Here is a 13624-nt window from a genome sequence, read left to right as displayed (position 1 = left end):
GGTCTGCTAATCAGATAATGGATAATCGCATAAAGGAGAACGATCAAAATGGTACAAAAAATTAAAATCGGCATTATCGGTGCAGGCCGCATCGGAAAAATCCACGCTGACAACTTGCTAAGGCTCCCACAAGTGGAAATTGTCGCAATCAGCGATTTGTTTGCAAGCGCAGAGCTGGAAGCTTGGGCCGCTGAGCGCGGTATCGCTACCGTTACGAAAGACAGCGCTGCGCTTATCGCAGACCCTGAAATCAACGCCATTTTTATTTGTTCTTCAACAGATACACATGTACCGCTCATTAAACAGGCTGCCCAAGCTGGCAAGCATATTTTTTGCGAAAAACCAGTCAGCATGACGCTTTCGCAAACAGAGGAAGCAGTAGAAGCGGTACAGAAAGCCGGCGTAAAGCTGCAAATCGGATTTAACCGCCGCTTCGACCACAACTTTAAACGGATTCGCGAGCATGTGGAGCAAGGAACGATTGGCGAGACGCATATTGTGAAAATTACGTCGCGCGATCCGAACCCGCCGCATAAGGATTACATCAAGGTATCCGGCGGCATTTTCATGGACATGATGATTCACGATTTTGATATGGCAAGATTTTTGGCTGGCAGCGAGGTTGAAGAGGTTTTTGCGCAAGGCAATGTTCTCATTGATCCCGTATTCGCCGAATGCGATGATCTCGATACTGCAATTGTGACACTGCGCTTTCAAAACGGGGCGCTTGGCGTCATCGACAACAGCCGTCAGGCCGTATATGGCTACGATCAACGAGTTGAGGTATTTGGCTCCAAGGGCAGCGCCGCCGCAACGAATGATCACCCGAATACAGCGGAAATCAGCACAGCGGAAGGTATTGTACGGGATAAGCCGCTGCATTTCTTCCTAGAACGCTACAATGCTGCTTATGTAGAGGAAACCGAGTTGTTTATCGAAGCGCTGCTGCAAGATAAGAAGGTAAAGGTCGACGGTAACGATGCGCTGCAAGCCGAGCGAATTGCAAAGGCGGCGAAGCTGTCAGTGAAGCTAGGGCGACCTGTGAAGCTTAATGAGCTTCATGAACTGACGTAAGTAGACGGACCCAGGAAAGGTTGTGTGCGCAAGTGTCAGAGTTAATCGTAAAACCAAGCGCTGCTCCGGGCGAGCAGGGCGAGCTCATGAACATAACACCGCAAAGCGCAGGATGGGAGTATGTCGGTTTTCGCATCGTTCATCTGGAGCCGGGCGAGCAGCTTAAGCAGAACACGGATGAAAATGAAGTGTGCCTCGTACTGCTGAGCGGACGCGCGGATGTACAGACGCAAAATGAAAAATGGAGCAATATCGGCCAGCGGATGAGCGTATTTGAGAAAATCCCGCCGTTTTCGGTTTATGTGCCAAATGACAATTTTTATCATATTGAAGCCGTAACCGCACTGGATATCGCCATTTGCTCTGCGCCTGGCCAAGGCCAGCATCAAGCGAGGCTCATTGCCCCGGATGCTGTCGGTGTAGAACAGCGCGGATATGGCAATCTGGAGCGCCAAATCCATAACATTTTGCCAGAGACAGCGCCGGCGGACAGCCTGCTTGTCGTTGAAGTTTTTACGCCAAGCGGACATTGGTCCAGCTACCCGCCGCATAAGCATGACCAGGATGCGCTGCCGAATGAATCGCTGCTGGAGGAAACGTATTATTTTCGCGTAGAGCCTGAGCAGGGCTTCGCCATTCAACGTGTATATACGGATGACCGTTCGCTAGACGAGACACTCGTCATTCGCAATGGGGAAGCGGTTCTCGTACCGCGAGGCTACCATCCGGTAAGTGCGCCTCCGGGCTATGAGGTGTATTATTTGAACGTTATGGCTGGTCCTACGCGCATTTGGAAATTTCATAATGATCCAGACCATGCTTGGATTATGACAAAACCAGCTGAGGAAACGACAAAAGCCTAGGTCGTTTCACATATCAATAGACATAGCAGAAACCAGCTTTCCTTCAGCGGAGGCTGGTTTCTATCATTTTAAACCAATTCCTCCAATTACATTGCAAGATAACATGATGTGATACATAATAAATCTACCAGTTCAAAAGTAACGGAGGTTGTCGATGAAAGCCACCATCTATGATATCGCAAGGGAAGCGGGAGTCTCGATTGCGACTGTTTCCCAAGTCATTAATGGCAAAGGAAAAATCAGCGAAGAACGGCGCAATGAAGTCATGCGCATTATGGAGCGGCTTAACTACCAGCCGAGTGTAATCGCTTCCGCGCTGACCGGGAAACGGACGTTTACGCTTGGTCTGCTCGTTCCAGACATATCCAACCCCTTTTTCGCCGAAATTGCCCGCGCCGTTGAGGACCAGAGCCGCCGCTTAGGCTACAGCCTCGTCATATGCAGCACCGACAATAAAGATGAGCGAGTGGAGCGCTATCTGTCGCTGCTGCGGCAAAAAAGCGTGGACGGCATCATTATCGGTACCGGGATTGATAATGAGGACATTATTAAACCGCTGCTGACGCAGTCCATTGCCGTAGCGCTAATTGCGCGGGACATGCCTGCTCTGGCTGTGCATACAGTCATTGTGGAGGATTTTAAAGGTGGAGCGCTTGGGGCTCGGCATTTGCTAGAGGAAGGACATCACCGGGTCGCGGTGCTTGCCGAACATATGAAGGTCAGCAGCAGCCGCGAGCGGGTCAGGGGATTTAGAAGTGTCGTCGATGCAGCTGGGCTGCCTTGGTCCGACGCCTCCGTCAAGTTTTGCGACTACACGCTGGAGGATGGCAAGCGCAAAGCGCTGGAGCTGCTGAAGCTGACGGAACGGCCAACCGCCTTGTTCTGTTGTAATGAGCTGCTCGCCATCGGTGCGCTGCAGGCAGCGAAGGAGCTTAAGCTTCGTATTCCACGTGATGTATCGGTTATCGGCTTTGATAATACGATTTTGGCCTCGGTAAGTGATCCGCCGCTAACGACCATTGCACAACCGATTGAAGCGATGGGGAAAAAGGTTGTTGATCTGCTGGTAGAAGCGCTGCAGGATAAATCAGCTGCGGCAAAAGCAGAACGCATCGTGCTGGAGCCCGAGCTGATCATTAGACATTCTACAAGCTCCATACATGTATAACGTTGGACCATGATTGACTTAAGGGGGAACCGCTCAAGAAGAGGAGCGGCTCGCCCTATTTTTGATTACAGCCCAGATAAATAGGAAGGTCATTAAGCCGCCTTCAATAATGAGCGATACGAGCGGAAACCAATAGCTTAAATACCGATCAACTATATGGCCTTCGGTGCTGTATGGGAACATAGGGCTCAATATAAGTATGGCGCCGAACACATATACCCATGGTTTATGAGACTTCATCCCGAGCCACTGCGCGGTTCCTTCCGTAATAGCGTAATATAAGGTTGAGATCGTAATGAACGATCCCGAAATAAAGATAAGCAGCAGCAGCACCTCGATTCTCTCGAAAATAAGAAACTGCGTAATTCTCGACAGGATATAGATTGGATTTTCAAAATGCGCTGCCATCATAGGACCCATCACCACTATGCTGTACAATAAATAAATCGTCATGATCGAAGTGCCCAGTACAACGGCATAGACCTTCATTTTTAAAATGCTCTTTTGTTGCTTAATATGCGGCATCAGCATTCCCATCATGATGCAAATCCCAAACCAGCTGCCGGGATAGATAGCGCCTTGCAGGGCGGGAAATATACCGTGCTCGAAGGGAGGGAGCAGGTAGTGCAGCTGGATATAGGGAATGGAGCTGGTAAATAAAACAATGGAGGTTAGCAAAATAATGACGCCAATAATTTGGCTCAGTCTTGCAATGGCCTCAATTCCCTTTACGGCAGCAAGCCCGGCACATATCGTCATCGAGATGGAGAAGACCAACCGAGGGGTTTCGGGCATAAGGGTTCTAGACAAGAAATCACAATAAATCCACATTGCTGTAACCATTACTCCGAGAAAAAACAGCAGGAAAATGAGGCCGACAGCCTTGCCGGTTTTCCCCAATATGGAGCGTGTATATTGAATTAACGATTGTCCAGCGTACATTCTGCCCAGCCGATAAAGAAGGATAGCGACATAAATATCGATTAAAGCGCCCAAAATCATCGACAGCCACAAGTCCTGCTTAACCTTAGCGATCAGCTGGCTCGGAACCGAGAAAAACGTGAGCGAGGTAATCGATACAAAAATAATGAAAAAGAATTCACCCGATGAAATTAGACTCTTTTTCACTTTACATCATCCTTTTTTATTTTGCTGTCAATTAGCAAGCCGGATTTTACAAGCTCAATAGAAATACTGCTCTGCACCTTGATATTAGCAAGCTCCTCGTTCCAGCCCTCTTTCAGCATTTCCCAGATTTTTGGATCTTTGCGATGGATCGTTTCTCCAAATCCGACAGCGTCGCTTTTGTAGGAGTGAAAGAGCTTATGTAGAGTTCCTTCTATTGATGCTGCAATTGCGCTGCTCAGCTCTGTTTTGATTAGATCCGTCGTTTTCTTTTCCGTCAAATCCATCACCTCCGTAGACGTCTTAATGGAAGCTCTGGTTTTCATACGAACGTTCATTTGCAGCTGTCCATTTTCAAATGCTGGCTTCATAGCAATGTGGATGTTCTTCAACTCAAACATGATTGATTTCTTATCTTTGGTAGTCATCTGGAACAATCCAAGTGAAGACAGCTTGGTCAACCAGCTTACAACCTGTGTTTCCTCGCTGTTCAGCCAGCCGACCATTTTATTATTTCGAAAAACAGCAAGATCCGTAATTTCCATCACCAGGTCCTTAGAGCCTGACTTGCCAACCTGGAGCAATCCAGGCACCGCTACTTGAAAGCCTGACTGCTCCAGTCTAGGCAAAAATTGATAAAGCTGAATGCCGCCGCTTGTCGGCTTGTAGGTTTTATTTTTAAAATAAGCTTTCCATTCCTCGGCTGCTACAGCTTGCAGCTCTTTGGAGTCAGTCAGCACTTCCTTGACAGGACGCCGTGAAACCATCACCCAGCAGTTAAAATTTTGGTTAGGCTCCCGCCAGAAAAAATCCATACTATCATTTAAGCCTTGTTTGGCTAAACGTTCTCCAATGAGAAGAACCTTCGTTTGGGAGAAAAAGAGGCTTTTCTTCGCCTGCTTGCGAATCGTCTCAAGTGCATCTTCAACGGTAATGCCGTTTGCTGTATACGTCGCAATCGCTCTGCGCTGCTGTACTCCTCCGCCAGCGGCAACGGGGAGTGTCGGATTCACGAGCTGGACGGTAACCTGGAGCTGTCCCTGTTTATTCAAATCCAATCCTATGGCTGAAACAACAGTCAATTGATCAAAATTGATTTGGCTCCAGCAGCCGCTAAGAAGCAGCAGCATACTAAGGAAACAGGCATATTTACTAAGGTGGAGAAACACATAGTAGTCCCCCTTTTTTAAAATATAGGAAAGGATAGGATCGTTCCATCCTTTCTCTCTCTTTCTCGGATTGAAACGCGCCGCGCCGCCAAAGGACGGAGGGCAGCCGTTTCACCTTGGACTTCAATTTTCACGTTTTTTGCGAAGTGTAAACCAAGGAACACGAAATATGGCTTTCTCGGCTTCTTTTTTCTTAAACGGAGCGAATGGCGATAAATAGGGCAAACCTACCGATTGAATGGAGGCAAGCTGAACGCCCAGCATAAACAGCCCAATAATGATCCCGTAAAGCCCTAGAAGCGAAGCGAGCATCAGCATGAAAAACCGCAGCATCCGTATCGTCCCCGATAGAGAAATCGAAGGAATCGTGAACGAGGCAATCGCTGTGCCCGCAACAATCATGACCGATGGGGAAGAGATAATACCGGCTTGTACTGCGGATTCGCCAATAACGAGTGCTCCTACGATACTGATGGCAGATCCAATTGAACGGGGCATCCGAATGCTCGCCTCGCGCAGTCCCTCAAAAATGATTTCCATAATCAGCGCCTCCATTAAGACGGGAAAAGGAACGCCATCGCGTGCAGACAAAATGCTGCTCAGGAGCTGCGGAGGCACCATCTCCGGGTGGTAAGTCAAAATGCCGACATAGGTAGAGGGCAGCAGCAGCGTAATGAAAAAACCGGCATAACGAATCCACCGAATGAAAGTAGCTACAGGGTAAGCCAAATATAAATCCTCGGTCGTCTTGAGCAAATGAAACAGTGTACAAGGCAGGGCGAGCACAAATGGAGTGCCATCGACCACAATGGCCACACGCCCGTCCAATATAATGCCAGCCACATCATCAGGCCGCTCGGTACTGTATACCGTAGGGAAAAAGGAGGTAGGGCTGTCTTTAATAATCTCCTCAATATAGTGGGATTCCAATACCGCATCGATATCGATTTTCTGAAGCCGTTTGCGTATTTCGTCAACCGTTTCCTTCGCTGCCCGGTCATGAATATAGACCATCGCTATTTTGGTATGCGACAAGCTGCCAACCGTCAGCGTTTCCACACGAAAAGCCTTGTCGCGAATACGCCTGCGTATGAGCGAAATGTTGACGCCCAGAGCTTCGACGAAGCCATCTCGCGGGCCGCGGATGACACTCGATGAAGCTGGTTCATCAATGCTGCGGGTTTCAAGGCCTTGCGTATTGACCGCAATGGCTCCTTCGCTGTCATCTACTAAAATAATCGTCCAGCCGAAAACGAGCAGAGGCACGCATTCCTCGCACGTATAAACCATTTTCACATGATTGGCTGTCAGTATGTAGCTGCAAAGCAGCTGATGAGGCGATTCACTTTGATCCAGCAGCTTCATTTGCTGAGTTCCTGAAATGAGCGGTGAAATGACATCGGTATTTAAATTTTGCTTGCTTACGAGTCCGTCTATCCAGACGACAGAGGCTGGAATACGTTCCTCGCCGATCAAGCAGTTTCTCGTTGATAAATCTGAGCTGTTGCCAAGCTCGGACACTAGCTCATTATAAAGGTCGCGCGTCGTGTTTACCTTGCTCTCGGGCATGATGCTGCAGCTCCTTTTTGCTAAAGCTAGTCATGTTCGTACGTACCACATATTTATTGTGGCTAAAATTGGTTTTATTATTCGATGAATGCACAGCGTATTTGAATCGAAAAGCTAGTCATTTTTTGGGAAAGCAAGTAACATGGTAGGTAAGATAACGATTTAATCAAGCGTTACGGAGAAAGGGGCTAATTAAAATGGCCAAAACAATTGGACTAATCGTAGGGAGCCTACGGGAAAAATCATATAATCGAATGGTGGCACAGACGCTAAGCGAACTGGATGCTACTCTTGCATTCAAGTGGATTGAGCTAAAGGAGCTTCCTTTGTTTAATGAAGATTTGGAAGCGGGAGACGGACCAGAGGCCGTGCAGGTATTTAAGGCGGCTATTCAAGCAGTGGATGGCGTCATTATTGTATCGCCGGAGTACAACTCAGGCATTCCCGGCGTGCTTAAAAATGCGATTGACTGGGCATCCAGACCATCTCGCGGCTCTGTACTGCGCAGAAAGCCATTCGGCCTAATTGGCGCAACGCCGGGCGGCATGGGAACCGTTCATGCCCAGCTTCAAACTAGGCATATCCTGGAGTCCGTCCAGGCGCAGGTGCTTCCTTTTCAAAAGCTGCTTATATCACAAGTGCATACGAAAGTGGATGGGGAGCAGCATCGCCTAACGGATGAGAAGACGAAGGAATATTTGCAGGCTTATTTGCAAAAGTTTGTGCATTGGATCGATCATGTTCCTGAATTGGATTAAGAGTACAGAGGAGGGATTGCCTTGAAACAAGTGATGGATGTTGCTGATACATTGGTCAAGCATATTAAATCTCATTTCGCAAAAGATGTAGCGATTATTGCTTATTATGGCTCATACGCACAGGGAACGGCTACAAAGCGCTCTGACTTGGACTTTTTTTTCATTCCAACTACGCCAGAAGGCTACAAGGCGATGATTCAGTTTGTAATCGATCAAATAAGTTTTGATTTTTGGCCAATTAGCTGGGAGCGAGCAGCCAAGATGGCTGCCTATCAAGAGCCTAATACCTCGATTATTGCAGATTGCAAAATCTTGTATGCGCGTTCAGAGGAAGATCTCGCCCAATTCGAGCAGCTGCGCGCTAGTATTGCCGCTGCTCCGCAAACGGATGGACTGGCATTCACGGAGAAGGCGGAGGAAGAGCTTCGCAAGTCTTATATGCATTTGTATGCAATGGTGAGACGCGAGGCAGGGGAACTCGCTACATTTCGCCAAGAAGCAAGCGGCGTGCTGACTCATTGTTTGAGCAGCCTTACCCTGCTTAACCGCACCTATTTGAAGAAGGTGTGGGGAAAAAGCACCGAGCAAATTTTAAGCTTTTCGATACAGCCAGCTGGACTTAAACAGCAAATAAATACAATTTTGCGCTCTACTTCATGTGAAGAACTGCGGCAAACATGCGAGCAGCTTGTTGATGATATTCATCAGTTAATTAATGATGAGAAAGCTGCGTTTGACGCCGGTTGCTCGTATCCCGACCGTTTAAAAGGCTTTTACGAGGAAATCAAGGGCAGCTTCGACAAGCTGCGGACAGCGTGTGAGCAGAACGATTATGAAACGGCATTTTTCTGGTCCATTTGGGTGCAGGATTTAACTGCCCAACTGCTCTATTTTGGCGAAAAAGGCTATTGGTCGGCTAATCTGGCTTCAGAAAGAAATCATCAGCAGCTATATTTAAGCATGGGGTTTCCTGATCTTGTGCAGGCTCTTGATCCGCAAAATTTAGCTCTGCTTCTTAGCGCCGTAGAAAGCTTGGACTTGCTGCTCGAAAGCCATCTTCGTGAACAGGGTGTAGCTATCCGGCATTTTCAAACTTTGGAGCAGTTTGAGGCATTCCTTCAGCAATCATTGAAATAACAACGATGGATTTTAGCCAGCACATGTGGGGGAGGAGCCCATTTAATGGAATCCGCATCAGGAGAAAGATGGTATGAAATTGCTAACACGGTTAATCAAAGCTGCGTTTTAGCAGATCATTTAAATCAGCTGTATCGCTCCAGTTCCTTAGAACAGAGGGTAAATATGCCGGAAGAGCTAGGGCGCGGCTATTGGCAGCTTAGCCAGATTCAATCGTCCATGGAGCTCGTGTTATGCGATGCCTTCTTTAATAGAGAGACGTCGTTGCAAAGCCTGGAGCGGGATAACAGCTTAAAACTAAGCTTTTGTCTAGGGCAAAGCCTCCAATGGAATGCAGAAGGGCTTAGAAAAGAATATCATTTGGAGCATGGGGAAGTTTCGGCGTTTGGCCTTCTTCCTACGAACAGCAGCTGCCAGTTTAACGTCAATCAGCATATACGCGGTCTAACTCTCAAATTGGATCGCCTAACGGAGATTGGCGCTCTGCAGCAGCTGCCGCTGCATAAAATTTCATCCATTTTGACTGAAAAGCGTGAGCCGTTTCATCATTCCTCCATGAGTTTGGGGATGAAACGGATTGCGCAGGATATTTTTCATTGCCATTATCAAGGTGGTGTTAAGCAGCTTTATTTAAGCGGGAAGGTACTCGAACTGCTTGCCGTATATTTCAATGAAGCGATTTTGCAAAAGCACTCCGAGCCACGCGTGCCCGGATTATCCCGGACCGATATCGACAGCCTGCACCGCGCCAAGCAAATTGTGGATGCGCAATTGGTAACGCCCCCTAGCCTGGAAGCGTTGAGCAAGCTCGTTTGCTTGAATGAGTTTAAACTCAAGAAAGGGTTCAAGCTGCTATTTGGCCTGCCCGTTCATGCTTATATTATTGATCGAAGACTAGACGACGCCTATCGTTTGCTTGAAGAAGGGAAGTTTAACATAACCGCAGCGGCAGCAGCCGTTGGCTTCAGCAAAGCAAGTCATTTTTCAGAACAATTCAAGCGAAAATACGGGATCAACCCCTCTGAATATTTCAAATCCTCCTCGCTAAAGGGCTTCCGCCGCTAAAAATCCGGTTTTGGGTCATCTTGCTCCCGATTTGGGTATCCGGTGAAAGCAGACATATGCGATATTAGCTTATATCTCACACGCTTTGTTTGAGAATGATTTTTAATATCAATGATGTTGGGACGGAGTGAAATGAATACGAAATCAGAAGTGTCCGGCTTGATGCAAATCGCTGGCGAGCGGAAAGGGCTGTTAATAACGGCCAGTATTTTCTCGACCCTTTCGAGCCTGCTGCAAATTGTACCGTTTATTGCGGTATATAAAATCGTGCAGGAGCTGCTCATTCATGCGCAGCAGCCAGCCAATATGAACAAAGAGCTGCTCATCGCTTGGGGAATCGTCGCCTTTGTCTCCTTGCTTGCTATGCTGGCCGCGATGTATATCGGGGGAATGTGCTCCCATATTGCGGCTTTCAACATTCTCTACGAGCTTCGGGTACGGCTTGCAGAGCATGTGGCGAAAGTGCCCATGGGGTACCATACGAAAACGGCAACGGGCGAGCTCAAGAAAATTATTGAGGTGAGTGTTGAAAAGATTGAAAAGTTTATCGCCCATCAACTGCCCGATCTTATCAGCGCTCTCGTCATACCCGTTGTGTTAATCGGCTATTTGTTTTGGCTTGATTACCGAATGGCACTGGTATTAATGCTGCCTATTGGCGCCGGTTTGTGGCTGCAAACCAGATTGTTCGGCAGTAAAGCTGGCAAGGAGGCGTACCGCGAATTTCAGTATGCCATTGAAGAGATGAATGCAACGGGAGTCGAATACGTACGGGGAATGCCGGCTGTTAAAGTGTTCGGCATCACCGCAGATTCGTTTCTGACGTTCAAGCAAGCCGTTATAAAATACCGTGATGTTTCTTTAAGAATTACGGACATTTGCAAAACGTCATACAGTCTCTTTTTTGTCATCATTATTTCGCTGTTTACGTTTGTCGTTCCGATCGGCCTACTGCTGTTCAGCGGTCAAGCTGGCAGCCAATCCTTCGCTATTACGTTTATTTTGTTCCTCATCGTTACACCGAGCCTATCGGCACCGCTGCTGAAGCTCATGCATTTAGGAAGCGGGCTGCGGGAAATTGTCGAGGGACACAAGCGAATGGAGGCCGTGTTTGCGGAAAAGATTGTTGTGGAGCCAGCTTCGCCCCGGTTGCCCGAGCATTATGACATTGCTTTTAAAAACGTTACCTTCGCTTATGAGCAGAAGGAAAGCAAAGATTTTAAGCCCGTTCTGCAAAATGTAAATTTTGTAGCGCATGCTGGCGAGCTCACTGCCCTAGTCGGACCGTCAGGCGGAGGGAAATCAACCATTGCGAGCTTGCTGCTGCGGTTTTGGGAGGTGCAGGAGGGCGTCATTACGATTGGCGGTATTCCTATTCACGACATTGGGACTGACAAGCTGATGGAGCTGGTGTCCTTTGTTTTTCAAGATGTTCACCTCTTTTACGACACAATTGAGGAAAACATTCGGATGGGCAACACGTCAGCCACCAGGGATGAAGTGCTGGCAGCTGCAAAAACGGCATGCTGTCATGAATTTATCGAGAAGCTAGGCCAAGGCTACGACACCAAAATTGGCCAAGGCGGTACCTATTTATCCGGCGGTGAGGCTCAGCGCATTGCGATTGCCAGAGCCTTGCTTAAACGCGCCCCGATACTCGTACTCGATGAAGCAACAGCCTATGCCGATGCTGAAAATGAATACAACATCCAGCAGGGCATCGCCCAGCTAGTGAAAGGTAAAACCGTCATCATAATCGCCCACCGCCTTTCCACCATCCGTTCAGCGGAGCAGATTCTCGTCATTAAGCAGGGCGGCATTGTCGAGCAAGGCACACATGAACAGCTGCGCAGGGAGCAGGGGCTGTATGAGCAGATGTGGCAGGCTCATCAAAGCGCGGCCTCATGGAAATTGGGCGTTAGAGGAGGCGAGCCTCACCTGTGAAAAACTATTTTTATAACATTTCCGGCGGTTCGCCGAAAAGCTTATGGCCTTCTGCTGCTGCCGCTATTTTAGACGGGATTGCCAAAATCATTCCTGCAGCGCTGCTTGTTGATCTTTTTAATACGATTTATGTTTCATTTGCCCATCCAGCGCTTGGACTGAATATGAATCGCATGTGGATCGTTTGCAGCATCCTATTCGCTTGGCTGCTTGTAGAATATGCAGCTTATGCTTCCCTGTACGATAAAACGTACCGAGCGGCCTACAGCCTATCTGCAACGGGCCGATTAAAGCTGGCAGAGCATATTCGCCACCTATCGCTTGGTTTTTTTGGCAAGCGGGATCCCGGTGATTTGACAAATCTGATATTGAGCGATTATGGACAGGTGGAGCATACGATTTCTCACAATGTGCCGCAGCTCATTAGTGCTGTCGTACTGCCCATTATGGCGCTAACCGGGCTTATATGGCTGGACTATCGAATGGCGCTGGCGATGTTTATTGCCGTTCCGCTTGGGGCTTTGTTATTGTGGCTGACGGATAAGCTTCAAGCACGTCTTAGCGAAAATCATGTGCAAGCTAAAAATGAGGCTGCCAGCCGTCTACAGGAATATTTGACGGGCATTCGTGAAATTAAAGCTCATAATATGGGCGGCAAACGCTTTGAGCGGCTGCGCCTTTCGTTTGACCGTCTTAAACAGGCGTCGATCCGGCTCGAAGCATTTATGGGACCGATGATTATGGGCGCGATGCTGCTTGCCCGTTCAGGAATGACGCTGATGATTTGGACCGGCAGCTATTTGCTCGTCGGCGGAAGCTTGTCTTTGCCTGTCTTTCTGCTGTTTCTGCTCGTTGGTACAAAAATCTTTGAGCCCTTGACGATTGTGCTGATGAATTACGGTGAAATGCGTTATTCCGCGTATAGTGCCCAGCGAATTATGGATGTTCAGCAGGAGAGGGCGATGGAAGGCAGCGCAGATATAGCGGCTGCTCATCCCAGTATTATTTTTGATTCGGTGACCTTCGGGTATGAGGCGCAGACGGCTGTGCTCAGCGGCGTATCCTTTACGATTAAGCCCAAAACGATTACGGCGCTTGTTGGTGCATCGGGGAGCGGTAAAAGCACAGTTACCCGTTTAATTGCGAGGTTTTGGGACATTCAGGCGGGGACGATTTACATTGGCGATCAATCCATCCGTACGATTGCTCCCGAGAAGCTGCTGCAGCACATTTCGATCGTCTTTCAGGATGTTTATTTGTTTCAGGATACGATCGGAAATAACATTCGAATTGGCAAAATGGATGCTACCCAAGGGGAGATTGAAGCAGCGGCGAAGCGTGCATGCTGTCATGACTTTATATCGGGGCTTCCGCAGGGCTACAATACGCCAGTTGGGGAAGGCGGCTCGACGCTGTCAGGCGGCGAAAAACAGCGAATATCGATTGCACGCGCGCTGCTGAAGGACGCTTCCATTATTTTACTGGATGAGGCTACAGCTTCTCTTGATCCTGAAAATGAAGCGGCTGTCCAGCAAGCGATTAATGCGCTGGTAGCGGATAAAACGGTTATTTTGATCGCCCATCGCCTAAAGACGATTCAAAACGCAGATAACATTATCGTGCTGGACCAAGGGCGGTTGGTCGAGGAAGGAACACATGACGAACTGCTGGACGGGCGTGGCATTTACTTCCGCTTGTGGCATTTGCAGCAGCAGGCCGAAGGCTGGCAGGTAAAAACCTGAGCCGAGCTAT

The 13624-nt window shown here is 48.3% G+C and carries 11 protein-coding genes; 8 read left to right on the top strand and 3 right to left on the bottom strand.

All coding sequences use genetic code 11. The features are described 5' to 3' along the window. The first annotated feature begins 48 nt into the window (after positions 1 to 48). From iolG to MHB80_RS14760, 3 genes are all read left to right on the top strand, one after another. Entirely contained in the window at positions 49 to 1074 is a 1026-nt protein-coding gene (gene iolG, locus MHB80_RS14770; RefSeq protein ID WP_341277718.1) for an inositol 2-dehydrogenase, read from the top strand. A gap of 32 nt (positions 1075 to 1106) precedes the next feature. Beyond that, positions 1107 to 1937 (top strand): 5-deoxy-glucuronate isomerase, encoded by an 831-nt coding sequence (iolB, locus tag MHB80_RS14765; protein ID WP_341277717.1) that lies wholly within the window; start codon positions 1107 to 1109, stop codon positions 1935 to 1937. A 154-nt stretch (positions 1938 to 2091) separates the two neighbouring features. Continuing rightward, entirely contained in the window at positions 2092 to 3105 is a 1014-nt protein-coding gene (locus MHB80_RS14760; RefSeq protein ID WP_341277716.1) for a LacI family DNA-binding transcriptional regulator, read from the top strand. A 33-nt stretch (positions 3106 to 3138) separates the two neighbouring features. Here MHB80_RS14760 and MHB80_RS14755 read toward each other — a convergent pair whose 3' ends face one another. The 3 genes from MHB80_RS14755 to MHB80_RS14745 form a co-directional block, all read right to left on the bottom strand. Then, on the bottom strand, positions 3139 to 4233 hold the full coding sequence (locus MHB80_RS14755; protein WP_341277715.1) for an endospore germination permease: 1095 nt from the start codon (positions 4231 to 4233) through the stop codon (positions 3139 to 3141). Beyond that, entirely contained in the window at positions 4230 to 5399 is a 1170-nt protein-coding gene (locus tag MHB80_RS14750; protein WP_341277714.1) for a Ger(x)C family spore germination protein, read from the bottom strand. The genes MHB80_RS14755 and MHB80_RS14750 overlap by 4 nt, the downstream gene beginning before the upstream one ends. A gap of 123 nt (positions 5400 to 5522) precedes the next feature. Next, positions 5523 to 6968 (bottom strand): spore germination protein, encoded by a 1446-nt coding sequence (locus MHB80_RS14745; protein ID WP_341277713.1) that lies wholly within the window; start codon positions 6966 to 6968, stop codon positions 5523 to 5525. Positions 6969 to 7165: 197 nt separating this feature from the next. On the opposite strand from MHB80_RS14745, the gene MHB80_RS14740 reads away from it, so the two are divergent. From MHB80_RS14740 to MHB80_RS14720, 5 genes are all read left to right on the top strand, one after another. Next, positions 7166 to 7726, top strand: coding sequence for an NAD(P)H-dependent oxidoreductase (locus tag MHB80_RS14740; protein WP_341277712.1), 561 nt, complete (start codon positions 7166 to 7168; stop codon positions 7724 to 7726). Positions 7727 to 7756: 30 nt separating this feature from the next. Continuing rightward, a complete protein-coding gene (locus MHB80_RS14735; RefSeq protein ID WP_341282974.1) occupies positions 7757 to 8863 on the top strand; it encodes a nucleotidyltransferase domain-containing protein in 1107 nt (368 codons plus the stop codon). A gap of 45 nt (positions 8864 to 8908) precedes the next feature. Next, positions 8909 to 9928: an AraC family transcriptional regulator gene (locus MHB80_RS14730; RefSeq protein WP_341277711.1), complete on the top strand. Its 1020-nt coding sequence runs from the start codon at positions 8909 to 8911 to the stop codon at positions 9926 to 9928. A 132-nt stretch (positions 9929 to 10060) separates the two neighbouring features. Next, complete coding sequence (locus tag MHB80_RS14725; RefSeq protein WP_341277710.1) at positions 10061 to 11872, top strand: ABC transporter ATP-binding protein; 1812 nt, start codon at positions 10061 to 10063, stop codon at positions 11870 to 11872. After that, positions 11869 to 13614 (top strand): ABC transporter ATP-binding protein, encoded by a 1746-nt coding sequence (locus tag MHB80_RS14720; RefSeq protein ID WP_341277709.1) that lies wholly within the window; start codon positions 11869 to 11871, stop codon positions 13612 to 13614. The genes MHB80_RS14725 and MHB80_RS14720 overlap by 4 nt, the downstream gene beginning before the upstream one ends. Positions 13615 to 13624: the final 10 nt, after the last annotated feature.

Source organism: Paenibacillus sp. FSL H8-0537 (genome assembly GCF_038051995.1).
In the GTDB taxonomy this organism is placed as follows: Bacteria; Bacillota; Bacilli; order Paenibacillales; family Paenibacillaceae; genus Pristimantibacillus.
The sequence above is the reverse complement of the archived record's forward strand: the minus strand, read 5'-3'. Positions and strand labels throughout refer to the sequence as shown.